This window comes from Pseudodesulfovibrio halophilus DSM 5663 (assembly GCF_059568665.1).
Genome location: NZ_JCANTV010000010.1, coordinates 379,067 through 402,613 on the forward strand (window position 1 = coordinate 379,067; position 23,547 = coordinate 402,613).

23 protein-coding genes are annotated in these 23,547 nt (G+C 59.2%); 15 read left to right on the forward strand and 8 right to left on the reverse strand.

What is annotated here, in order from left to right:
* Nucleotides 1-342: 342 nt before the first annotated feature.
* From lysS to BR24_RS08645, 9 genes are read left to right on the forward strand one after another with little or no spacing between them, the layout of a single operon-like run.
* The gene (gene lysS / locus BR24_RS08605; protein ID WP_496541148.1) at nucleotides 343-1,851 is read left to right on the forward strand and encodes a lysine--tRNA ligase; all 1,509 of its coding nucleotides are present in this window, start codon (nucleotides 343-345) and stop codon (nucleotides 1,849-1,851) included.
* 18 nt (nucleotides 1,852-1,869) lie between these two features.
* Entirely contained in the window at nucleotides 1,870-3,099 is a 1,230-nt protein-coding gene (locus tag BR24_RS08610; protein WP_496541091.1) for a lipoprotein-releasing ABC transporter permease subunit, read from the forward strand.
* The gene (locus BR24_RS08615; RefSeq protein ID WP_496541092.1) at nucleotides 3,092-3,775 is read left to right on the forward strand and encodes an ABC transporter ATP-binding protein; all 684 of its coding nucleotides are present in this window, start codon (nucleotides 3,092-3,094) and stop codon (nucleotides 3,773-3,775) included. Before BR24_RS08610 ends, BR24_RS08615 begins: the two co-directional genes overlap by 8 nt.
* 40 nt (nucleotides 3,776-3,815) lie before the next feature.
* Nucleotides 3,816-6,485: an outer membrane protein assembly factor BamA gene (bamA, locus tag BR24_RS08620; RefSeq protein WP_496541093.1), complete on the forward strand. Its 2,670-nt coding sequence runs from the start codon at nucleotides 3,816-3,818 to the stop codon at nucleotides 6,483-6,485.
* A 32-nt stretch (nucleotides 6,486-6,517) separates the two neighbouring features.
* On the forward strand, nucleotides 6,518-7,045 hold the full coding sequence (locus tag BR24_RS08625) for an OmpH/Skp family outer membrane protein (protein WP_496541094.1): 528 nt from the start codon (nucleotides 6,518-6,520) through the stop codon (nucleotides 7,043-7,045).
* A 4-nt stretch (nucleotides 7,046-7,049) separates the two neighbouring features.
* Nucleotides 7,050-8,090 carry a UDP-3-O-(3-hydroxymyristoyl)glucosamine N-acyltransferase gene (lpxD, locus tag BR24_RS08630; protein WP_496541095.1) on the forward strand — a complete coding sequence of 347 codons (1,041 nt, stop codon included), beginning with the start codon at nucleotides 7,050-7,052 and terminating at the stop codon, nucleotides 8,088-8,090.
* Nucleotides 8,083-8,544, forward strand: a complete 462-nt coding sequence (fabZ, locus tag BR24_RS08635) for a 3-hydroxyacyl-ACP dehydratase FabZ (RefSeq protein WP_018123938.1) — start codon at nucleotides 8,083-8,085, stop codon at nucleotides 8,542-8,544. The genes lpxD and fabZ overlap by 8 nt, the downstream gene beginning before the upstream one ends.
* On the forward strand, nucleotides 8,545-9,357 hold the full coding sequence (gene lpxA / locus BR24_RS08640; RefSeq protein ID WP_496541096.1) for an acyl-ACP--UDP-N-acetylglucosamine O-acyltransferase: 813 nt from the start codon (nucleotides 8,545-8,547) through the stop codon (nucleotides 9,355-9,357).
* A 35-nt stretch (nucleotides 9,358-9,392) separates the two neighbouring features.
* Nucleotides 9,393-10,229, forward strand: a complete 837-nt coding sequence (locus BR24_RS08645; protein WP_496541097.1) for an LpxI family protein — start codon at nucleotides 9,393-9,395, stop codon at nucleotides 10,227-10,229.
* A 71-nt stretch (nucleotides 10,230-10,300) separates the two neighbouring features.
* Here the strand turns inward: BR24_RS08645 and BR24_RS08650 are convergent, their stop codons facing one another.
* The 5 genes from BR24_RS08650 to BR24_RS08670 are packed head-to-tail and all read right to left on the reverse strand — an operon-like array spanning nucleotide 10,301 to nucleotide 12,917.
* Nucleotides 10,301-10,534: an FmdB family zinc ribbon protein gene (locus BR24_RS08650; RefSeq protein ID WP_496541098.1), complete on the reverse strand. Its 234-nt coding sequence runs from the start codon at nucleotides 10,532-10,534 to the stop codon at nucleotides 10,301-10,303.
* An 11-nt stretch (nucleotides 10,535-10,545) separates the two neighbouring features.
* Nucleotides 10,546-10,911 carry a CGGC domain-containing protein gene (locus tag BR24_RS08655; RefSeq protein WP_496541099.1) on the reverse strand — a complete coding sequence of 122 codons (366 nt, stop codon included), beginning with the start codon at nucleotides 10,909-10,911 and terminating at the stop codon, nucleotides 10,546-10,548.
* A gap of 26 nt (nucleotides 10,912-10,937) precedes the next feature.
* A complete protein-coding gene (locus BR24_RS08660; protein WP_496541100.1) occupies nucleotides 10,938-11,798 on the reverse strand; it encodes an ATP-binding protein in 861 nt (286 codons plus the stop codon).
* Nucleotides 11,795-12,664, reverse strand: coding sequence for an ATP-binding protein (locus tag BR24_RS08665; protein ID WP_496541101.1), 870 nt, complete (start codon nucleotides 12,662-12,664; stop codon nucleotides 11,795-11,797). The genes BR24_RS08660 and BR24_RS08665 overlap by 4 nt, the downstream gene beginning before the upstream one ends.
* Complete coding sequence (locus tag BR24_RS08670; protein ID WP_496541102.1) at nucleotides 12,639-12,917, reverse strand: hypothetical protein; 279 nt, start codon at nucleotides 12,915-12,917, stop codon at nucleotides 12,639-12,641. Before BR24_RS08670 ends, BR24_RS08665 begins: the two co-directional genes overlap by 26 nt.
* A 208-nt stretch (nucleotides 12,918-13,125) precedes the next feature.
* Between BR24_RS08670 and BR24_RS08675 the strand changes: the two genes are divergently transcribed.
* The 3 genes from BR24_RS08675 to BR24_RS08685 are packed head-to-tail and all read left to right on the forward strand — an operon-like array spanning nucleotide 13,126 to nucleotide 18,547.
* Complete coding sequence (locus BR24_RS08675) at nucleotides 13,126-13,974, forward strand: damage-control phosphatase ARMT1 family protein (protein ID WP_496541103.1); 849 nt, start codon at nucleotides 13,126-13,128, stop codon at nucleotides 13,972-13,974.
* Between the two features lie 20 nt (nucleotides 13,975-13,994).
* Nucleotides 13,995-17,078, forward strand: coding sequence for an AsmA family protein (locus BR24_RS08680; protein WP_496541104.1), 3,084 nt, complete (start codon nucleotides 13,995-13,997; stop codon nucleotides 17,076-17,078).
* A 56-nt stretch (nucleotides 17,079-17,134) separates the two neighbouring features.
* Complete coding sequence (locus BR24_RS08685) at nucleotides 17,135-18,547, forward strand: YihY/virulence factor BrkB family protein (RefSeq protein WP_496541105.1); 1,413 nt, start codon at nucleotides 17,135-17,137, stop codon at nucleotides 18,545-18,547.
* Here BR24_RS08685 and BR24_RS08690 read toward each other — a convergent pair.
* From BR24_RS08690 to nth, 3 genes are read right to left on the reverse strand one after another with little or no spacing between them, the layout of a single operon-like run.
* Nucleotides 18,541-19,194, reverse strand: a complete 654-nt coding sequence (locus tag BR24_RS08690; RefSeq protein WP_496541106.1) for a YdcF family protein — start codon at nucleotides 19,192-19,194, stop codon at nucleotides 18,541-18,543. The two genes, BR24_RS08685 and BR24_RS08690, sit on opposite strands and share 7 nt — an antisense overlap.
* A 6-nt stretch (nucleotides 19,195-19,200) precedes the next feature.
* Nucleotides 19,201-20,316, reverse strand: coding sequence for a tRNA guanosine(34) transglycosylase Tgt (gene tgt, locus BR24_RS08695; RefSeq protein WP_496541107.1), 1,116 nt, complete (start codon nucleotides 20,314-20,316; stop codon nucleotides 19,201-19,203).
* Complete coding sequence (gene nth, locus BR24_RS08700; RefSeq protein WP_496541108.1) at nucleotides 20,317-20,964, reverse strand: endonuclease III; 648 nt, start codon at nucleotides 20,962-20,964, stop codon at nucleotides 20,317-20,319.
* Nucleotides 20,965-21,103: 139 nt separating this feature from the next.
* Here nth and cutA point away from each other — a divergent pair, with 139 nt between their 5' ends.
* The 3 genes from cutA to BR24_RS08715 all read left to right on the forward strand — a co-directional run bounded on the left by cutA (nucleotide 21,104) and on the right by BR24_RS08715 (nucleotide 23,544).
* A complete protein-coding gene (cutA, locus tag BR24_RS08705; protein ID WP_496541109.1) occupies nucleotides 21,104-21,418 on the forward strand; it encodes a divalent-cation tolerance protein CutA in 315 nt (104 codons plus the stop codon).
* Between the two features lie 77 nt (nucleotides 21,419-21,495).
* Complete coding sequence (locus tag BR24_RS08710) at nucleotides 21,496-22,428, forward strand: carbohydrate kinase family protein (RefSeq protein WP_496541110.1); 933 nt, start codon at nucleotides 21,496-21,498, stop codon at nucleotides 22,426-22,428.
* A 36-nt stretch (nucleotides 22,429-22,464) separates the two neighbouring features.
* Nucleotides 22,465-23,544, forward strand: coding sequence for a phosphotransferase family protein (locus BR24_RS08715; protein WP_496541111.1), 1,080 nt, complete (start codon nucleotides 22,465-22,467; stop codon nucleotides 23,542-23,544).
* The last annotated feature ends 3 nt before the right edge of the window (nucleotides 23,545-23,547 follow it).

The window sequence follows — 23,547 nt, forward strand, 5'->3', positions numbered from 1 at the left end:
AATCCGGCGTACTCGTCAAGACTTTTTTTCAAAAAACTTTCTTCTGGAACTTTTTCCGGATTCCGAGCATGTCTATAAAACCTTGCAGGGGGAAAATATCTAATGTATTAGGGCCAGCCCTCGACGATTTCCGGGAAAGCCCCGGCGTCCGCACTGTCCGACAGAGCCGAAAGGGCGCATTTTCTTGACTGTTAAGGGAATATGGCTTAGGGATTCAACGGCTCTTGTTTTTTTCTAGACTTTTGGACCGCAAGGAACTCAGCTTTGTCAAACGCCACGAATAAAAAGAAAAAGCCCATCAAGCTGGCTACCAAATCCGAACACGTCCAGCGCTTCATGCCCATGCTTGAGGCTCTCGACGCGAAGGATGAGCTCAACTCCGTCGTGAAGAACCGGGTTGAGAAGGCCTGCGCGCTGCTCGACGAAGGGGTGGACGTCTATCCCAATGATTTTCGCCGCGACACCGGAATAGCGACTCTCCTTGAGAAATACGGCGAAACCGGCGGCGAGGATCTGGAGAAACTTGATGAGGAGTTTTCTGTCGCGGGACGCGTCGTGGCATGGCGTTCCTTCGGCAAGGCGACTTTTTTTCAGGTTCAGGACGGCATGGGCCGCATTCAGGCCTTCGGGTCCAGGGAAGTGCTCGGCGTCGAACCCTACAAGCTGTTCAAGAAAACGGATGTGGGGGACATCGTCGGAATCAAGGGCAAGCTCTTTCGCACCAAGACGGACGAGCTGACCATTCAGGTGGACTCATTTGAACTGCTGACCAAATCCCTGCGCCCGCTCCCGGAGAAATATCACGGCCTCAAGGATGTTGAGCTGCGCTACCGCCGCCGGTACGTGGACCTCATCGTCACCCCGCGCACTAAGGAAATCTTCCGGGCGCGCACCGCCATCGTGCGCGAGATGCGCAACTTCCTCGACGATCGCGGCTTCATGGAAGTGGAGACGCCCATGATGCAGCCTATCCCGGGCGGTGCCACCGCAAAGCCGTTCGAAACGCACCACAACGCACTGGATATGAAACTCTACATGCGCATTGCGCCCGAGCTGTATCTCAAGCGTCTGCTTGTGGGCGGATTCGAGCGGGTCTACGAGATCAACCGGAACTTCCGCAACGAGGGCATCTCCACCCAGCACAATCCCGAGTTCACCATGCTCGAGTTCTACTGGGCCTATGCCAACGTCTACGACCTCATGGACCTCACCGAGGAAATGATCTCCCGCATCGCCGAGCGTGTCTGCGGGAATACGGTCATTTCTTATCAGGGGCAGGAGGTCGACCTCACTCCGGGCAAGTGGATTCGCATGACGTTCCACGAGTCTCTCGAAAAAGTCGGCGGCGTGGCTCCGGAAGTCTACACCGATTACGAGAAATGCAAGGAGCTGGTCAAAAAGGGCGGCGAAAAGGTCGTTGAAGGTGAGAAGCTGGGCAAGCTGCAGGCCAAGCTGTTCGACCTGCGCGTCGAGCCCAAGCTCGTTCAGCCGCACTTCATCTACCATTACCCCACGGATATTTCCCCGCTCTCCCGGCGCAACGACGAGAACCCGGAGATCACGGACCGCTTCGAGCTGTTCATGGTGGGCCGGGAGATGGCAAACGCCTTCTCCGAGCTGAATGATCCGGTCGACCAGCGCTGCCGCTTCGAGGAACAGGTCAAGGAAAAGGACGCCGGAGACGAGGAAGCGCATCACATGGATGAGGATTATGTGCGGGCTCTGGAATACGGCATGCCCCCCGCAGCCGGGCAGGGCGTGGGCATCGACCGGCTGGTCATGCTGCTGACCGACAGCGCATCCATCCGCGAGGTCATCCTGTTCCCTCTGCTCAAACCCGAGCACGCATAGTCAGGAAGCCGGAGCTGCATGAGATTCGAAACCTTCATCGCCCTGCGCTACCTCTCGGCGCTCAGGAGGCAGTCGTTCATTACGCTGATCTCTCTGTTCGCCGTGTTCGGCGTCGCGCTCGGCGTGGGCTCGCTCATAGTCGTCATCGGGGTGATGAACGGATTCTCCTCTGACTTGCAGGACAAGATCCTCGGCGTGAACGCCCATATCCTTGTTTCTTCCGCTCGCGGCGGTATTCAGGATTATCAGACCCTTGCGGACCGGGCTTCCGAAGTGGAAGGTGTCACCGGGGTCAGCCCGTTCGTCTACTCCGAAGTGATGCTCTCCAACCGCAACGGAGTGAAGGGAGTTGTTCTGCGCGGCATCGACCCAGAGTCTTCAGGTGGAGTTATCAGCCTCGACACGGATCTTGTTGCAGGGTCCATGGACAATCTCGAAATGGAGAACGAGCTGCCGGGCATCATCGTCGGCTACCAGATGGCCCGTCGACTCGGCCTCGACGTGGGCGGCGCCGTCAACATGCTTTCCCCTTCGGGGCGTTCCGGTGCCGCGGGCTTTCAGCCCAAGGTCAAACGGTTTCGGGTTGCGGGGATCTTCAAGACAGGGATGTTCGAATACGATTCCTCCCTCGGCTACATGACCATCGACGCGGCCCGCGATCTGCTGGGATACAAGAGCGACATAGTTTCCGGCCTTGAAATCAGCGTGGACAACGTGGATAAGGCTCCCCGGATTGCCGAGAAGATCGATCAGTCCATCGGCTCGTTCGGCCTGCTCGTGCGCAACTGGCAGGAAATGAATGCCAATCTTTTCGCTGCACTGAAGCTGGAGAAAACCGCAATGTTCATCATCCTTGTGATGATCGTTCTGGTGGGCTCCTTCAGCATCGTCAACACGCTGGTCATGCTGGTCATGCAGAAGACGCGGGACATCGCCGTGCTCATGTCCATGGGGGCGGAAGCTGCCGGGATACGAAGGATATTCATGATGCAGGGAACGCTCATCGGCTTCATCGGCACTGCGCTGGGTTTTGCGCTCGGAGTCCCGGTGAGTCTGCTGCTCAAAAAGTACCAGTTCATCAAGCTGCCCAGCAACGTTTACCCGGTGGACTACCTCCCGGTCCGACTGGAGGCGCTGGACCTGACCGTCATCGGCGTTTCCGCCATGCTTCTCTGTTTTCTGTCCACCATTTATCCGGCCCGACGCGCCGCATCCCTGAATCCCAGCGAGGCGCTTCGCTATGAGTAGCGCACAGGTTTACCGCCTCGAGGGCGTAAGCAAGGAGTTCGAGGGGCCGGCGGGGAACGTGCATGTCCTGAAGAACATAGATTTGACCGTGGAAGCCGGCGAGTGCGTGGCCGTTGTCGGCGCTTCCGGCTCCGGCAAGACTTCGTTGCTGCACATCATGGGCACGCTCGATGACGCCACCGGCGGCGTGGTTCGTTTCAACGGCGAAGATATCACGGGCATGGATGACAGACGCCGTGCCAGATTCAGAAATTTCGAGATCGGTTTCATTTTTCAGTTTCATCACCTGCTGCCCGAGTTTTCCACGCTGGAAAACGTGGCCATGCCCGGCATCATCGCCGGGGAGCCGCGGGCCAAATGTCTCGAACTTGCGGATGCCGCCCTCAGTGATGTCGGCCTCGAGCACCGCAAGGGTCACAGGGTGACGACTCTTTCCGGGGGAGAGCGGCAGAGGGCCGCAATCGCCCGTGCCATATTGATGCGCCCCAAGGTCGTGCTCGCGGATGAGCCTACCGGAAGTCTGGACGAAGAGTCCGGTACAATGGTAGGGGAGTTGTTGGTCTCGTTGGCCAGGGACCATGGAACCACGCTCGTCGTGGTGACACACAATCGCGATCTGGCCGGACTGATGCAAAAGCGTCATGAACTGCGTTCCGGAGAACTCTATGCCTGCTAAGCCTGCGCGTTCTTATTTTATTTGTATTCTTGGAATTCTCTTGCTGCTGCTTTCTGCGGTTTCCGCTTTTGCGCAGGAACCTCAGGGCGTTCAGGAGGACATTTCGGTTGCCGTCATGCCCTTCAGCATCAACGCCAGTGAAGATCTGCAATATCTTGAGGAGAGCTTTCCCGAGCTGCTGGGAGAACGTCTGCGGGAAGCCGGTTTTCAGGTTCCCGAGCAGGACCGCGTCCGCAACCTTCTCGCCGAGAATCCAGGCCTGGAAGGTGTGGATGGCGCTCGTGAACTGGCTCTTCTTGCCGGTACAGGATTCGCCGTCTACGGCGACTTTTCCCAGTTCGGCGAAACTTTCGTCATAGACGCCAAGGTGATCGACGCGTTCGGCGACAAGAAGCCGGTCTCCATTCAGGTTCAGAAAAGCGGGGTGCTCAATCTTCTGCCTGCCGTCGACGAGCTCGTGAACCGCATGCGCTCCAGCCTGCTGCGGCAGGACGTGGTTGCGGAAATCGAGGTGCGCGGAAACAAGATTCTGGACAAGGAAGTCGTGCTCATGCGCCTTCCCATCCGCGAAGGGGACATCCTGACCGCATCCGTGGTCAACAAGTCCCTCAAGAGCATTTACGATCTCGGTTATTTTGATGACGTCAAGGTAATCCTCGACGACCTGCCGGAGGGAAAGAAAGTCATCTTCCAGGTGCGTGAGAAGCCCCGCGTCGACAGTATTGCGGTGCGCGGAGACGACGACATGACCGAGGAGATCCTCGAAGCCGTGGTCACCAAGAAGGGCGCGGTGGTCAACCCCAAGGTTCTGGCTCAGGACATGAAGACCATCCGCGACATGTATCGCAAGGAAGGCTATTACAAGGCCAAGATCACTCATGAGCTGCAGGGCGGCGACGAGGGTCTTGCCCGGCTGACTTTCGTAATTGATCCCGGTCCGGAGCTGTATGTCGAGGAAATCGTCATCGACGGCGCCAAGCAGGTTGACCCGGATGACGTGAAGGATGTGCTCGTTCTTCAGGAGCGCGGCCTTCTTTCCCTGTTTACCAATTCCGGCGTTCTTCGCGAAGACATGCTGGAGCGCGATGCCGCCGCCATAATGGCTTTTTACAGCAACCACGGGTTCCTGCAGGCCAAGGTCGGCAAGCCGGACATCGAGGTGATGGATGACGGACTGCGCATCGTCTACCGCGTATGGGAAGGTCCGAGGTTCAAGATGGGCGAGACCCGCTTCAAGGGCGATCTCATTGACACGCCCGAGAAACTCAAGACCATCGTGGGGGTGGACGACCTTGCCGCTGAGGAGGAATGGTTCAACCGTTCGCTGATCCGCGAAGACATCCAGAAGCTCACCGACTATTACAATAACTATGGCTACGCCCACGCGGACGTGGAAGTTCACCTCGAAGACTTCCCCGACGCTGGACTGGTCAACGTTGAGTACACCGTGGTCAAGCACCAGAGGGTGCATGTGCGCCGCGTCCTGATCGAAGGAAACACCACCACCCGTGACAACGTCATCCTGCGTGAGATGCGTCTCGCCGACGGAGACATGTACAGCGGAAAGAAGATCAACCGTTCCACGCAGCGGCTGAACAACCTCGGATATTTCGAGACTGTTGATGTTTCCCCCGTGCCAACCGGGAACCCCGATGAGATGGACCTGCTCGTAAAGGTCAAGGATGCTCCCACCGGGAATATCGGTGGCGGTATCGGCTACTCTTCGTATGACGGTGTCTTCCTCGCAGGCAAGATTTCCGAGAGAAACCTCTTCGGAAAGGGCTACCAGCTGAGTTTCTCCGGCTCCTTTGGCGCAAGGAACACCGCGTATAACCTGAAGTTCGTCAATCCCTATCTGTATGATACGGATGTGGGGATGTCGATAAACGCTCACCGGAACACGACCGACAAGGATGAGTACAAGATCGATTCCACGGGTGCCGGGCTGGCCTTCTTCTACCCGATAGGCGAGTATACCAACCTCAACTGGAAGTATAATGCCGCGTATTACGACATTTACGATCTTTCTGACGACGCGTCCGATGACACGAAAGACGATGAAGGTTCGCACCTTGTCAGCTCTTTTACCGGGACGTTCAACAGATCCACGGTCAACTCCCGCCGTTTCCCTTCCGACGGTTCCAAGCTAACCGCTTCCGTTACTGTCGGTGGCGGTCCGCTCGCCGGAACGGACCACTTCATCAAGGAACAGGGAACGTACGAGTATTACACCGAGCTTTATGAAGACCTGGTGTTTCACGGAAAGGGAAAGATCGGCTTTCTGCATGACAACATCCTGAATGATGACGACCTGCCGACCAACCAGCGCTTCAAGCTTGGAGGCATGGGCAGCGTGCGCGGGTATTCCAACTACAAGATCACTGCGCTTGAGGATAATGGCGACACCATTGGCGGTAACAAGGAACTGTTTACCAACCTCGAGCTGCTGTATCTGTTGAGCGAGGAATACGGCATTCAACTCGTAAGTTTTCTCGACGCCGGTAACGTCTGGAAAGAGGGCGAGATGTTCTTTGAGCAAGTCGAACGGATCGAAGAGGCTCCGTCTCTCGGGCTGTACAAGAGTGTCGGTGTCGGATTCCGCTGGCTGTCTCCCATGGGACCGATTCGGGTTGAATTCGGTCACGGCCTTGATGAGTTGCACGATAGTGGCAACAACAAGGTCGAATTTATGATGGGTCAGAATTTCTAAAACAAAACCAAGGATTCAAGGAGTATACCACCATGAAAAAGATGATCGCCATTGCACTGCTGATGCTGCTTACCACTGCAGCTTCCGTGCAGGCTGCAGAGATCGCCATTGTCCACTCCATGCGCGCTATCAGCGAGAGCAAGGCCGGACAGCAGATCAACGACGAGATCAAGAAGAAACAGGCTGCCTACGAATCCGAAGTCAAGAGCCAGCAGCAGAAAGTGCAGTCTCTTCAGAATCGCCTGAAGCAGATGCGTACTCAGTACCAGAGCGGCATGATCAAGGAAGAACAGTTCCGTAAGACTCAGCAGGAGCTGGCCTCTGCCGGTGCCCAGCTGAACGTTCTTGGAGAGATGAGCTCCGTCAACTTCAAGAAGGATATTAAGAAGCTCCAGGCTCCCATCTACAAGCTCTTCTCCGACGTGCTGGCCGAATACGCCCGTGAAAAGGGTTATGACGCAGTCTTTGACGTCGCCCGCGGCGGGGTCGCCTTCGGTAGCAAGTCCATCGACATCACCGACATTATCATCAAAGAAATGGACAATCGCTGGAAAAAGTAAAACGATGCGTATAACGGTTGCCGAACTCGCCGAAAAGCTCGGCTTGCCCTGCAAAGGCGGGGAAGCCGAGCTTTCCGGCGTCAATACATTGGAAAAGGCGACTCCGGGTCAGCTCTCGTTTCTGGTGAACCCGAAGTATTCGCACCTGTTGGAGACCACGCAGGCCACCTGCATCCTGACGCGGGAGAAACATGCCCGTGACCTCTCGTGCGCCATCATCAGCGAGAATGTCTACATGGATCTGGCCAAGGTGGTTCACCTCTTCGACAAGCCGCAGGGGTGCCTCCAAGGACAAAGTGAACTGGCCTACGTTCATCCGGACGCCGAGATCAGCGATTCCGCAACGGTTTACCCGTTCGCCTTCGTGGGTGAAGGGGCCAAGATCGGGGCCGGAGCCAAAGTTTTTCCGGGTGTGTATATCGGGGAAAACACTGTCATCGGCGATGACTGCATCCTGTACCCCAACGCCGTGGTGATGGGCGGCATTTCCCTTGGCGACGGTGTCATTCTGCAACCCGGAGCGGTCGTCGGCTCCGATGGCTACGGCTACGCCCAGACCCCTGCCGGACACATGAAGATTCCGCAGATCGGAACCGTTCAGGTGGGTGATATGGTGGAAATCGGCGCCAACAGTGCCGTGGATCGGGCCGCTCTGGATGTCACCACACTTGGGCGCGGCAGCAAGATCGACAATCTTGTGCAGATCGGCCACAACGTTGAGGTCGGTGAAAACTGTCTTCTCGTGGGACAGGTTGGCATCGGCGGCAGCTCCAAGGTCGGCGATAACACCATCCTTGCCGGACAGGTCGGCGTGGCCGACAACGTGAGCATTGGGAAGGATGTTGTCATCGGCGCTCAGGCCGGTGTCGGCTCCTCCGTGCCCGATGGAGCCAAGATGAGCGGTTCGCCCGCCATGCCTTACAACGTTTTTCTCAAATCCATGGGCGTGTGCGCCCCCAAGCTGCCCGAACTGTTCAAGCGTGTGAAGAAGCTTGAAAAACAACTGGCGGACTTGGAAAAGAATGGAGACAGCAGCGATGACTAAAGCATCGGCTTTTGCGGATATCGGTCGCATCATGGAGATGCTCCCGCACCGGTACCCCTTCCTTCTGGTGGACAGAGTGGTTGAAGTCGAGGACGGCGTAAGCCTCAAGGCCTACAAGAACGTCACCATGAACGAGCCGTTCTTTCAGGGTCATTTTCCGGGGCTGCCCGTCATGCCCGGCGTGCTGATTCTCGAAGCCATGGCTCAGGCGGGCGGCGTTTTCGTCATGCACACCATGAAAGAGCCCGTTGACGACAAGGTCTTTCTTTTTACGGGCATGAACAAGGTCAAGTTCCGCCGTCCGGTCGTTCCCGGAGACCGCCTTGACCTGCATGTCGAATACACCAAGCACAAACTGAACATCTGGCGCATGCGCGGCACCGCCCTTGTCGACGGCGAAGTGGCCGCAGAGGGCGAGTTCTCCGCCGCCGTGGCAGATAAAAAGGATATGTAAGTGGCAACTCAGATACACCCGACCGCCGTCATCGATCCCACCGCCCGCATCGGCGAAGACGTGACGGTTGGCCCCTATTGCGTCGTCGAAGCCAACGCCACCGTCGGGGACGGCTGCAGGCTTGAACCCTATGCGCTCATCAGGACGAACGTCTCCATGGGTGCGGGCAACCATGTGCACTCCAATGCCGTGATCGGGGGCGACCCCCAGCATCTCGGTTACAAGGGTGAGGAAACCTACCTGCGCATCGGCGACAACAACATCTTCCGCGAAGGCGTGACCATTCACCGCGGCACCACGCAGGGCGGCGGCGAGACGGTCATCGGTTCCGAATGTCTGATCATGGCCTACGCACACGTGGCGCACGACTGTCGCGTATCCGACAATGTCATCATGGCCAACGCCGTGCTGCTTGCCGGTCATGTTGAAGTGGGGCGCAACGTCATCATCAGCGGCATGTCCGCCGTGCAGCAGTTCGTCCGCATCGGCGACTACGCCTTCCTCGGTGGAGCCAGCGGCTACAAACTGGACGTGCCTCCCTTCATGCTGGCGCACGGTTCCCGCGGCAGGCTTTACGGTCCGAACCTCATCGGCTTGCGTCGCAACGGTTTCGACTCCACCTCCTGCAAGGCGCTGAAGAAGGCCTACAAGATCATTTTCCGTTCTGGAATGACCAAGGACAAGGCGTTTGAAGCTGTCGAGCGTGATGTGGAAGACAATGAAATGGTGCGCCGGCTCGTGACGTTCATTCGCGAAAGCAAGAACGGCGTGACTTCCGCCTCCACCCGCAACGGAAACGGCGACGACAGCTAGCCGGTCTTCGTTCACGCCGCTGATACCACACGCGTATGCCCAGCAAACCCGCAACCATAGGATTGATAGCCGGAGGCAAGCAGTTTCCACTGCTTGTGGCCCGCGGCGTCAAGGAGCACGGTCACCGGCTCGTGGCCGTGGGGTTCACGGGGCACTCCAATATGGAAGTGGCGCAGTTTGCGGATGAATGGCGTGAACTCAAGCTGGGCAAGCTCGGCAAACTGATCCGTTTTTTCAAGGATCAGGGTGTTGAACGCATCGTGATGGCCGGAACCATCAACAAGCCTCGGGCCATGGATGTGGGACTTCTGGATATGCGCGCCATGAAGCTCGTCTTCAGTCTCGGCGGTAAAGGGGACTCCTCCATCCTCGGTGCGCTTGCAGGGGAGTTCGAACGGGAGGGCATGCCTGTCTCGCCAGCCCATGAGCTTGTCCCTGAATTATTGACCCCCAAGGGAGTTTTGACCTCCAGAACTCCCACCGAGCGCGAATGGGATGACCTGCGCATGGGATGGAAGCTCGCCAAGCAGCTTGGGCGTATGGACATCGGACAGTGCCTTGTCCTTAGGGAAGGCATTGTGGCTGCTGTGGAAGCGCTTGAAGGCACCGACAATGCCATTGAACGCGGCTGTTCCCTCGGAGGGGAAGGCTGCGTTGCGGTCAAGGTGTTCAAGCCCGGCCAGCAGGAGCGCATAGATCTCCCAAGTGCCGGAACCGATACGGTCATGCGCCTTGCCTCGGGCAAGGGGGCATGTATTGGCCTCGAGGCCGGTCGAAGTCTTTTCTTCGACCAGGATGAGGCCGTTCGCATAGCCGATGAAAACGGCATTTGCATCGTAGGCCTGAGCGCCGATGAAATGGACGAATCCTGAGTTGTCCCAGACAAAACGAATTCAAAGGGCCTTCCCCGATACGGGGAAGGCCTTTTTCCGTGACGTTGCGATCAGCTCCGTCCGCAGCAGGACCCCGGTGTGCAGCCCTTGTGTGCAGGGCGATCCCCGCAGCAGCCATGACCAGATGTGTCAGGCGTGGATGTCGCACCGGTTTTCGCGGGCAGCGAGATTCTGCGCCGGGCTTGTGCCCCGCAACGCGGACATTCCGGCATCGCGGCTTCTGCACGGGACAGCTCTTCGAAGTTGGTCCGGCACTCCGGGCATTGATATTCGAAAAGAGGCATGGTGGTCTCCGTTAGCCGAAAATGTTGTTCGGCATGTACGGGTGTGTTCCTTCGATCACGTCGATTCCGGCCTTTGACCGGATTTTGCCGACGATCTCTTCGGCATGAGGACAGTGATCCGTAATGCAGGGCGCGATGTGGATTTTGGTGGGCATGTCACCCATGGGGGCGTTCCACAGCTTGACCTGCGCCATGCGGGTGACGATGCCGGAACCGGGACAGCCGCCGCAGCTGAGAAGACCCATGAGCTCGGCTTCCTCATCCACGTAGGCTTCGAACTCGCCTTCACCGCGGTTGAAGCCGACCATGCAGCGCGAGCAACCGATGCAGACATCGTCCATGGTGTTCCGGCACCCGATGATCAATACTTTCTCCATGTCTCCTCCTGTGGCGTTTTCGGTCTTCAGACCATGAATTGACGAATTCTGTCCCAGATTTCTTGCGTGACGGCCCCGAATCCTTCCGGATCGTGCTCAACGACAGTCAAGCCTCGCGACTGGGCGTGGTTGAACGCTGCGTCGTACGGATACGAACCGGTGACAGGGATTTCCGAGTCTTCGCAAAAGCGAATGATGCGGTCCTCCAGCTCGGGATTGACCCCGCGCTTGTTGATGACGCAGGCCGACGGGAGCTTGAAGTGCTTCAGGAGTTCCGCGACGCGTTCCAGATCGTGAATAGCTGACACTGTGGGTTCAGCCACGAGCAGGCAGGCGTCCGCCCCAGTGAGCGAGGCGATGACGGGGCAACCGACTCCGGGCGAGCCATCCACGATCACATAGTCCGCGCCGTTCCGTTCGGCGATCTCGGCCGAAGTGCGCCGGACGTCCGTTACCAGCTTGCCGGAATTCTCTTCCCCTATGCCCAGTTCGGCATGAACCATGGCTCCGAAGCGTGTATCGGAGATTCGTTTCACCCCGCACCAACGCGGATGCATGGATACGGCTCCGGACGGGCAAACGAACTCGCACACGCCGCACCCTTCGCAGTTTTCCTTGATGGGCTGAAAGTCCGAGGATACCGCGTTGAATCGGCAGTTCTCGAAGCACAGCCCGCATTCCGTGCAGGCGTCGGGGTCGAAGGCTGGGGTTTCACCGCTGTAGAAGGCTTCTTCCTTAACGACTTCCGGGGAGAGCACGAGGTGCAAATCTGCGGCATCAACATCGCAGTCTGCAAGAACCGCGTTCTCGGCAACCGCTGCAAGAGCTGCCGTTATGCTGGTCTTGCCGGTTCCGCCCTTACCGCTTATGACGACGAGCTGTTTCATGTGGTACCTCCCGCTCTGGACGCTATGTTCTCGGCAATCGCCGTGAAGGCCTGACGAAGCTCGGGGCTGGCGTCGTACAACATCTCCCCGCGAGAGTATGTTCCGGCGGCTTCGATGGAGTGGGGCACGGTGCCGAGCAGCTCGATGCCGTTCTCGCGAAGGTAGGCGTGAGCGTCGATGCCCATGCCGTCACGGTTGATCACGGCGCCGAAGGGAATTCCGAGCTTGCGAAGCAGCTTTACGGCGATGCCGAGGTCATGAAGACCGAACGGGGTCGGCTCGGTGACGAGTACGGCGAAATCCACATTTTCCAACGACTGGACCACCGGGCAGGAAGCGCCGGGAGGGCAGTCGAGCAGGACTATGTCCGCGCTTGTGGCGTCCTGACGACCGCGTTCCTTGAGCTCGCGAATCAGGGGGGGCGCCATGGCCTCGCCGATGCGCATCAGACCTTTATGGAAGGCAAGCCCAGGCAGTTCTCCGCGATAGGCGTGCCCAACCTCCCGACTGCCTTCGGAGATGGCATCGACCGGGCAGGCCAGCGAGCAGAGGCCGCAACCATGGCACATCTCGGTAAACGGCATCACGCTGCCCGCCATCCAGATCAACGCCTTGAAGCGGCACAGATCAACGCATTTGCGGCACGTCTCGCCAAGACAGGCGTCATCGTCAAAGAAGGGGACCGGCATATGCACGGCGGTCCCCTCGTCCATTTCAGGCTTCAGAAAGAGGTGGGCGTTGGGCTCTTCCACGTCGCAGTCCACGAAGGCCACCTTTCGGCCCTGCCGCATGTGGTGCAGAGCCAGATTGGTGGCCACCGTGGTTTTTCCTGTTCCGCCCTTACCACTGGCGACGGCGATTCGCATTGTTCCTCTGGGAGTTGTCGTTCATGCAGGAACCGTCGCGGCGTCTGCGGCGCATACCTTCCGATGCGGATGCGGAGCCGCCCCCGCGTCCCTGACCTTTTCCGCTGCCGTCGCGACGTCCCTGACCGGACCCCTGTCCGCCGTAGGAGCCGTCACGCCGTCCGCGACCCTTGCCGCGACCACCGCAGGAGCCGTCGCCCCGGCCGCAACCGCGACCGGTTTCGTTTCCTTGTCTGTTATTCATTCTTTGCATTTCTTTACCTCCTGTTTCATGCTCTTGTGAGCATGGGCCGTGCCATTTTGCATTTACTTGGAATATAACGACTTGTTTGTCAGGGTGGAGAGGTTCGGGGCGCAGTTTTCGCCAAGATTTCCGACGTGAGGGCGAAAGCTGCCGCGTCTCGGAAAGTTGCCAAGGGCTCCGGAATATGCAACATCCTGCTGAGACAGGAGAAAGACATTTGCTGACATCGATAGACTGCATGCCGTGCTTCATGCGCATGGCGGTGGCGGGCGCGCGCATTGCGGCTCCGGACCGTCCGGACATTCATGAGCGGATCGTGCGCAAGTGGTCGGCCATGCTTCCCGAGCTTGATTTCGAGTTGTGTCCACCGTCCGTTGCCAGAATGCTCAATGAGCTGGTCCTGACGGAAACCGGGTGCGGCGATGTCTTCGCGCAGGATAAAGTGGATTCCAACCGCCGCGTGATGGAGGCGCTTCCGGATGTGAAGCGTCTTGTGGATGCGTCCGATAATCCGCTGGCGACGGCGCTCGAGGCCGCCATCATCGGCAATTACATTGACCGGGGGCTGGATCATGCCTTTGATTGGCGCGAGGAACTGGCCTGTCTCGAAAGCAGCATCGACGATACGCAGGTGCGTGATTTTGCCAGTCGTTGCGCCGATGGTGCCTGCGTGCTCATCCTCGGCGACAACGCCGGTGAGATTGCGCTTGATACCGTACTGGTGGATCGCCTCGCCGAGGCCGGGTGCCGCGTGACCTACGCCGTGCGTTCCAGGCCGGTACTCAACGACGCTCTCCTTGCTGATGCGCGCATGGTCGGCATGACCGAGCGCTGTGAGGTGGTGGAAAGCGGCGTGGACACTCCCGGTACGGTCCTTGAGCGCTGCAGCGCCGACTTCCTGCGCAGGATGCGCGAGGCCGATGTTATTCTCAGCAAGGGACAGGGGAACTTCGAGGCGCTGTTTGATCGCTGGGAGGATGTGTTTTTCGCCTTCAAGGCCAAGTGCGAGCGCGTGGCCGAAGAGACGGGGCGGCCGCTCGGCTGTTCCGTATTCATCAGGCGCTGAGGGAATTCACCGGAACGGATATGAAACGATTCCTGCGCATAACGTCCATGATCTTTCTGCTGGTCCTGCTTCTTCTTGGGGCAGCGATCTGGCGCGTGAGCGGCTGGCTCAACAGCGAAGCCTTCCGTACCGAGATGGAGGAAGTCCTCGACAATCTCGTGCGGCGGGAGACCGCCATCGAAGGGAAGGTGGATCTCATGTTCTACCCGTGGCTCGGTGTGGCCGCGGAGGATGTGCGGGTAAAGAATCTTCCTGAATTCGACGGTGACCTTGCGACGTTCGGGCGGCTCATGTTCAGGGTGCGGCTGTTGCCGCTGTTCAACGGCGAAGTGGAAGTGGACACCGTTGAGGCGGACCATGTGGACATACTAATGGTCCGCAGCGCGAAGTATGGCGGCAACTGGCTGCACATCGCCCCCGAACAGGGGCAGGATGTGGGAGACGTCGCCGATGAGCGATTTTTCGATTTGCGTCTGGTCAGTATTCGCGGTGTGACGGTCCGGGACGCGGATGTGGTTATCGATGACCGGGTGAGCGGCAGGCAGTTTCAGGTCAACGACCTGCGCATCAAGACGGGCAAGTATGTTCCCGGGGCTATGCTCGCTTACGACGTAGCCGGTTCGTTCGGCTTCGACGGCATGGATGTGGAGAGCACGCTCAAAGGAAAGCTGGACACCTCACTGGTGGGCAGGGCCCGGTCCGGCCTGCTCAAGGACTCGGTGGTGGACCTCGTTGCCAGCGGAGGGGTGATCCCGCAGGGCGAGTCGGCGCGGATGACCTTTGTGCTCGGCTTGGAGCCGGGCGCGAAGAGCATCAACATAAGCCGCATGGAGCTGTCTGCGCTCGGAATGCGGGCATCCGGCAGCCTCAAGGTGAAGACGCCGCTTGATTCGCCTTCGTACGCGGGCAGTATTTCCCTGCACACGTTCAGCCCGTCGAAACTCCTGACGAAACTCGCCCCGGATTTCGATCTTTCCAGAACCGACGGCCTCCGGCGCATGAGTCTGAAGGCTGATCTTGAAGGCGGCCCGGAAAGCGTTTCTTTTCAAGGGCTCGATGCCGAGCTCGACGGTATGAAGCTGACCGGCAGGGCCGAACATCGCTTCGCGGAAGCCTCGACCACCTTCACTCTTGAGGCGGGCGACCTGGACCTGGATGTTTATCTGCCGCTGTTTCTCACCGGTGAGCCATGGCGATGGGGCGACTACGGGCTTGCGTTCTTCAGGGAGCTGAATGCGTCGGGGACCTTGAAGGCCGACTCGCTGCGCATCAGTGAGAGAGATTTTTCATCGCTGCGGGGGACGCTCAAGGCCTCGGACGGCCGCGTACAGGCTGTGGCAGCCGGGACCTTCGCGTCCGGCCGGCTGGATGCATCGCTTGATGCCGTGATCGGCCTCAACGAAGCCACCGGCAACCCGACGGTATCGCTCCAGCTGGACGCCCATGGAGACGAGTTGCGCGTCCAAGACTTGCACCGCTTTCAGGAGGTCAAGCCAAACGGCACGTTGACCGCCAAGGCGCACGTAACGCTCTCTCACAAAGATTGTCCGCCGGAGGAGCGCTCCATTTCGGCACTGAGAGGCACGCAGGCGAAGGTCTCGGCCTCCTGGGACGCGATGACCATGCAGGCCGAGGACGGGAACACATACAGCTCAGGTCCCGTCAGCATCAACTGTTCCGTCAGGCCGAGGAAAGATGCAGAGGCCGAGTATCCTTTCGACATCTCCGTCAGGCTGCGCGGCGGGCTTGCTTCCCCGAAGCTGGAAGGTGACATGAGGCTCAGCGGGCCGATCGTCTTCGGACCCGAGCTGGATTACCTCAAACTCCGGAATATCTCCGCGTCCACACGGCTGGGCGGCTTTCTCATGCCGGGAAACAGGCGCGCTACCGTGACGGGACGTTTTGACTGGGATTCGCGAAAGGACCGGGTCGAAGTGCGTTCGCTGCAAGCGAAGGCCCTCGGGGCGAGCCTGAAGCTGGGCGGTTCGGTGCAGCGACCGTTTTCCGAAAAGCGAACGGCGAAAGGCACGTTTGATATTCGGGATTTCAATCTGAAACGGACACTGGAGCTGTACGGTATTGAACTGATTCGGTTTCAGAAACCCGATGCGCTGAGTTCGGCGCGGCTTGCGGGAGAGTTCTCTCTTGACGGCCTGCGTGCGCGGCTCACGAAGCTCGACGGCGTTTTTGATGGCGCTACTGTGGCCGGAACCATAGTGGTGCCTTCCATCCTGAGGAACGGTTTCGAGGTGGCGCTCAAGGGCGGCGATGTGGACGTGGACCAGTATTTCGCCCACGAGGAGGAGATCGACCCCAGAGACTACCGGGGGCGGGAGCTTCCTGAGGAAAAGCCCACCACCATGCCGCTAAAATCACTGGGATACATAAACGTTCGGGGCCGTGTCGCAGCAAACTCCGTGAAGTTCTGCGACGCGCTGATCGCTCCGGCCGAAGTGGATATCGATTCATGGGACGGGGATATACGCATCAAGAAAGCCCGCGGCGGGTTTTACGGCGGTCGGCTGAACGGTTCCTGGACCGCGAAGGTGGGTGACGGGGAACTGTCCACGCATGTGAATGTGGTACTCAAGAACTTCGACGGGGCGGCTTTCATGCGCGACATCGCCGGCAGGAGTTATGTCGCCGGCCGAAGCTGGCTTGAGGCGGATTTGTCCGGCCACGGCCTGACGGACGAGGATATCCTGCGAAGCCTCAAGGGGGTCCTGTCCACGAACGTCCGGGACGGGTCATACAAGTTCTCCGGCTGGGACAGGGAGACGACGAAGGACGCCCGGACCAGCTTTCGGAACGGCAAGATTCTGCTGGACGTGAAGCAGGGCATTTTCGATTTCCGCACCTTCTCCGTCAACTCGCGTATGATGAACGCGGAAGGGGACGGCTGGTTCGATCTGGCCGACGACCGAATTGAACTCGACATCAAGGCCACCTTTGTCGCGGTGCCCGGGATAACCGTAAAACTGGACGGAAAGCTCTCCGACCCCAGAGTGTCCATGCCGCCCGAAAAAATGCTCACCGACACGGTGCGCAACATCCTCGGCCTGCCAAAGAAGTCCTTCAACTTCCTGCGCGACCTGTTTTTCTGATCTTGCCGCCTCGGCGCAGGGCGTATATCATTGCCGCAAACTCACCGGAGACATCGATGAATGTGGAAATAGTCCGAAAGACGAAAGGGCTGCGCAAGCACCTCACCACCGGCCTCTGGGAAAGGGAGAGCGGGGACGAGCCATGGCTTTTGCGCAAGATTCGTCTCGTGATGCGCTGTACCTATCTGGTTTTCCATAGCTTCTTCAAAGATCAGTGCATCATCCGCGCCGCGGCCCTGACTTTTACGACCATCCTGTCCTTCGTTCCCTTTCTGGCGGTGGCGTTTTCCATTTCAAAAGGCTTTGGACTCCAGAACGCAGGGTTCATCCGCGAGATGCTCATGCGCGTGACCACCGGCAAGGTCGAGGTGGTGGACAAGATCATCGGCTACATCAACAACACCAACGTCCAGACGCTGGGCTGGGTCGGCGTGGCCACGCTGCTGTTCACGGTATTTTCGCTCATCGGCACCATCGAGAAGGCCTTCAACACCATCTGGCGAGTGGACAAAGGTCGCACGGCGTGGCGTAAGGTGGCGGACTTCTTTCCGGTGATCCTCATTTGCCCGATCTTCCTGCTGGTGGCTTCCAGCTTCAACGTCAGCCTGCAGAAGCAGGACGTGATACAGGGACTGCTCTCCATTTCGGCCATCAGCTACCTCGAGGCCGGTTTGCTCAAGGTGGCCCCGATCCTGTTCATCCTCGTTGCCTTCGCCTTCATGTACGCCTTCGTGCCGTTCACCAAAGTCAGGATGTCGAGCGCGCTGCTTGGCGGTCTTGTCGGCGCTCTGCTCTGGCAGGGCGCGCAATGGGTCTATATCAACTGGCAGATCGGCGCGGCCAAGTACAACGCCATTTACGGCAGCTTCGCCCAGTTCCCGCTGCTGCTCATGTGGCTCTACATCAGCTGGGTGATCGTGCTGCTCGGTGCCGAGGTGAGTTACGCGTGGCAGAACGTCGGGACTTTCGTGAAACAGCGCTATTTCGGCAAGGCCAGCCCCATCGAGCGCCAGAAGATCGCGCTGGTGATGCTGTCCATGATCGTGAAGCGTTTTGAATGCGGGGAGCCGCTTCCCTGCGCCGAGGATGTCTCGGACAGCCTGCTGGCCCCGCTGCCGCTGGTCGAGGAGCTTGGTGAGCTGTTCATCGAGGCAGGGTTGCTCGTGCCCGTCCAGAGCGGCGACTGTGAAGTCTATGGTCCGGCCAGACGTCTGGACGGCATCCGCGTGGACGAGGTGCTGCGCATCGTGAACACCGATGCCGGCCAACGTACCGGCAGCGGATTCTCTGGGCATTTCGGATTCGTGGGGGAGGTTTTTGCCTCGCTGGGAAACGTCGTGCGCGAGAGTGAGCACAACGTCACGCTTGCCGAGTGCGCGGAAAAGATGGCCCCGGCCTTCGAGCGTCGTCCGTCGCGGGCCGAGGGGACGGAGCCGGAAGCGCCCGCCGGGCAGCGGGCGTCTCAGTGAGCAGGGGATTCTTCGGAGCGGAAAGCCCCGCCGAGCCAGTAATGTACCAGCTTCGTCGCTTCCATGACGATGTTCTGGGCCGAGCGCTGGTCCGTCCACCATCTTTCCGGAAATGACCCTTCCGGCGTGACCGTCATGACGATCTCGCAGTTCGGCAGCACGTCTTCCAGGATGATCTGCGCCCGCCTTGCGTGATACGGCGAGGTCACTACGAGGAGCGTGGCTTCCTCTCCGTTGAGGTAATCGCCAAGGGCCTCGGCTTCTTCCACCGTGCTGATATGGCCGTCACCGAAGACGTCCGTGTTTTGCGGCGAGATTCCCATTTCTTTCAGGATCACTCTGCAGAATTCAAGGTGCCCCATGCGTGGCCAGCCCATGGAGAACTTGAGCTCGTCCAGGCGCGTGCTGGGCCATTCCGCCACATCGCTCAGAAGAATGGTCGGTGCGTATCCTTTCTTGTACAGCTCGGCTGCCTGCATCAGCCGGATATAGTCCCCCGCCAGAGGCACGATGTAATCGGCCCGGCGCGGCTTTTCGTCGAGCTGGAGCCAGTGGCCCATGAGCAGGAAGCCCGCCGCGCCCGCGGCCACGGACGCGAGGGTGAGGATGCCGAGAGCCCTGAGCAGCCAGTCAACCATGCGCCGCATGTCCGCCTACTTGCCGTATGCCGCTTCGTAGCGGGCCTTGAGCTGTTTGAAGGTGCCGTCTTCGATGCTCTCGCGCACCTCGCGCATGAGGTTCAGGTAGAAGTGCACGTTGTGGTACGTGTTCAGGCGGTAGGAGAGCAGTTCCCGCGCGTGGTAGAGATGACGCAGGTATGCACGCGAGAAATTGCGGCATGTGTAGCAGGTGCACTGCGGATCAACCGGAGAGTCGTCTTCGCGGTGAGTGGCCTTTTTGATATTGATCTTCCCCTGCGAGGTGAAGAGAGTTCCATTTCTGGCGTTGCGGGTGGGCAGCACGCAGTCGAACATGTCCACGCCCGCGCTCACGCCCTCGAGGAGGTCCAGCGGGGTGCCCACGCCCATGAGGTAGCGCGGTTTGTCCTGCGGCATGATCGGTGCCAGATGATGCACCAGCTCGTACATCATGGGAACGGGTTCTCCCACGGACAGCCCGCCGATGGCGAAACCTTCGAACGGGATGTCGCGCAGCTGTTCAAGGCTCCGTTCGCGCAGGTCCTTGTGAAACCCGCCCTGAATGATACCGAACATGAGCTGGTCGCCGCTGCCGACGGGGTAATGGTCGCGGCAGCGCTTGGCCCAGCGGGTGGTCATCTCCAGCGACTTCTCGGTATAGGCGCGGTCGTGCTTGAAGCCGACACATTCGTCCAGCACCATCATGATGTCGGAGCCGATATTCTTCTGGATGTCGATGACCTTCTCCGGGCTGAAAAAGTGTTTGGAGCCGTCAAGGTATGAGCGGAACTCCACGCCTTTTTCCGAAAGCTTGCGGATGCCTTCGAGGCTGAAGACCTGAAAGCCGCCGGAGTCCGTGAGGATGGGGCGGTCCCAGCTGGAGAACCCGTGCAGGCCGCCGTGGCGGGCAAGCAGGTCATCGCCGGGCCTGAGGTAGAGGTGGTAGGTGTTGCCGAGGATGATCTTGGCGTCCATCTCTTCCAGATCGCCGGGGCTCAGGCTCTTGACCGTTCCCTGCGTGCCCACGGGCATGAATATGGGGGTGGGAATTTCGCCGTGGGCGGTGACGAGCGTTCCTCTTCTTGCTGAACCGTCCGTTTTGTGAACGGTGAACGTACCGGGCTTGTTCATTTATCGGGCTCCCTGTTCGACGCCCTTTTTCGGGCAGATGTCGCTGAGTTCGCAGATGGGGCATTTCGGCTTGCGGGCGTTGCAGACCTCGCGACCGAAATAAACGAGAAAATGGTTTATCTCTCCCCAAAGGTCGCTGGGGTAGAGCTGCATCAGGTCTTTTTCGATGCGCACGGGGTCGGTGTGCGTAGTGAGGCCGAGCCGGTAGCTGAGGCGCTTGACGTGTGTATCCACGGCAACGCCCTCGTGAATGTCGAAGGCGTTGGAGAGCACGATGTTCGCGGTCTTGCGCGCAACGCCTGGCAGCGTTGTCAGCTCCGCCATGGTCCGGGGCACCTCGCCGCCGTATTCCTCGACGATTCTGGTTGCCGCGGCCTTGAGGTTCTTGGCCTTGTTGCGGAAAAAGCCGGTGGAGCGCACAGCTTCTTCGAGCTCGGCCACATCGGCCTGCGCCACGGCCGGGATGTCCGGCCAGCGCTCAAACAGGTGCGGAGTGACCTTGTTGACGCGTTCGTCCGTACACTGGGCTGCCAGAACCGTGGCAACGAGAAGCTGCCAGGCGTCCGTCCAGTCGAGCGCCGGCTCCGGGGCGGGGTAGCGGCGCTTGAGGCGGGTATGGATTTCGAGGGCTTTTTCCTTCTTTTTCACGACGGGTATCTCCTTGTGCGGAAGCTCCAAGTAGCACCGCCGGGCGCGTGAGACAAGTGTGCGCATCCGTTGCATGCGCGGGCGGATCGTGTATTATCCCCGTCATAAATCGACACGAAGCACGCAAGGAGTATCCGAAATGTCCCAATCTCTCGTATACATCACCGCTCCGACCATGGAGGATGCCAAGCGCATCGGCGAAAAGCTCATTGAAGAACGTCTCGCTGCCTGCGTCAACGTCATACCGGGCATGAAGTCCATGTATCACTGGAAGGGAAAAGTCGAGACCGACGACGAGATCGTGGTCATCGCCAAGACTACCTCCGAACTGGTGCATCGCCTCAGCCAGAAGGTGGTGGACCTGCACCCCGACGAGGTCCCCTGCGTGGTGGCCGTGCCCGTGGCCGGGGGCAATCAGGCATTCCTGCGCTGGATCGGGGAAGAGACCGCCTAGCCTGAAAATCGGGGTGCGTTGACCTTCTCCGGATCGGGGGGTAGTGTCCCGTCATCCAAAAAATCTACGGAGGAACAATGGATTTATACCTGACGGGCTCGTTGGCCTATGACCGGATCATGACCTTCCCCGGCAAGTTTTCCGACCACATTCTGCCGGACAAGATTCACATCCTCAACGTCTGCTTTCTCGTGGACGGGCTGCAGGAGAAATTCGGCGGAACGGCCGGCAACATCGCCTACTCGCTGGCGCTGCTGGGTGAAAAGCCCATCATTCTCAGTCAGGTCGGCAAGGACTTTTCCCAGTACGACGAGCGTCTGAACGAGCTGGGGCTTTCCGTTGAAGGCATCCGCACCATCGACCACGAGTTCACCGCCGGTGCCTACATAACCACGGACATGAGCGACAACCAGATCACCGGATTCAACCCCGGTGCCATGAAGCACTCCTGCTCCTACGATCTTTCGCGCATCAACCCGGCGGACGCCGTGGGCATCATCTCCCCGGGCTGTGTGGAGGACATGAAGTCTCATCCCAAACACTACCGCGACAGCGGCATCCCCTATATCTTCGATCCGGGTCAGCAGATCACGGCCATGACCGGTGAAGAGCTCACCGAGGCACTGACCGGCGCGGACATCCTGATCACCAATGACTACGAGCTGCAGCTCATCATGAATTCCACCGGCCTTGAACGCGACGACGTTCTTTCCCGCGTGAACAATCTGGTCACCACACTGGGCGAGAACGGCTGCATTGTGGTAGAGGATGGAAAGGAAACTCAGGTTCCCGCGGCAAAGGCGGGCACGGTGGTGGATCCCACCGGCGCAGGCGACGCGTTCCGCGCTGGCATGCTCAAGGGCATCGCCGACAATCTCAGTCTCGCGGACGCTTGCAGGATGGGAGCGGTTGCAGCCACCTACTGCGTCGAGCAAAGCGGCACTCAGGAGCACCGGTTCACCCCGGACGAATTCGCCGCACGATACGAGGAGAACTTCGGCCCCATGTAGCCCGTCGCGTTCTCCTCGAAACTGGAGGAGGACGACATGAACGGACTCGACAGGGACCGGATCGAACAATATCTCGAAAAGGCCTTCGGTCAGGGAGCCAGACTGCTGGCTGCCGGTGACCTCGGCAATCTGGACGAGCAGGGGATGAAGGGCTTCGGCTACGGAAAACCTCTGCTCGTTCGCTTTTCTCTGAACGGCGAGGAGCGCGAGGCGGTCTTCTCCGTCATGAAGGGCGACAAGTACGGCCACCAGTATCTCTGGGACCGTGCCTCGGTTCTCATGTTCCAGTATTTTACCTCGGAGCGCCTCGAACGGCACGTCCGTCCGCTCGGACTCGGCTACATCGACGAATCCGGAGAGCTTGTCCCTGTGCGCGGACTGAAGGAATTCTTCATCGTCAACGAGAAGCTGGAGGGGCATGACTACTTCCTCGACCTCGACCGCATCGCGAGAGAAGGGCTGTCCGACGGCGACCTCGACCTCGCCGCGGAGTTTGCCCGCTGGCAGGCCCGAATCCACTCCGAAAAGAAGCAGGACCGCGACCTGTACTGGCGGCGCATCAGGAACCTCATCGGGTCGGACGAGTGTATCCTCGGCCTCATCGACGAGGCATACCCCGAGGATTACGCGGCCTTCCCCCGGCGCAGATTCGAAGAACTGGAAACAAAGCTCGTGCGCTGGCGCTGGAAGCTCAAGGAGTACCACCACCGACTGAGCGCCGTGCACGGGGATTTTCATCCCTGGAACGTGCTCGTCAACGGCAACGATTTCCGGGTGCTGGACCGCAGCCGAGGCGAGTGGGGCGAGCCGGGCGGCGATCTGTGTACCATGGCCATCAACTATCTGCTCTGGAGTCTTCGCAGCCATGGCAGGCTGGAAGGTGATTTCAGGAAACTGTACGATACCTATTTTGAGACCTACATCTCTGAAACGGGCGATACCGAAGTGTTCGACGTCATGGCTCCGTTCATCGTCTTCCGCGCCCTCGTCATTGCGTCTCCGGAGTGGTACCCCGATCATGCCCCCGAGGTCCGGCGCGGCCTGTTCAGCCTCATGGAGAATGTGCTGGACGAGGAAACCTTCGACTGGGCGGATGTGAACCGCTACATGGAGTGATGC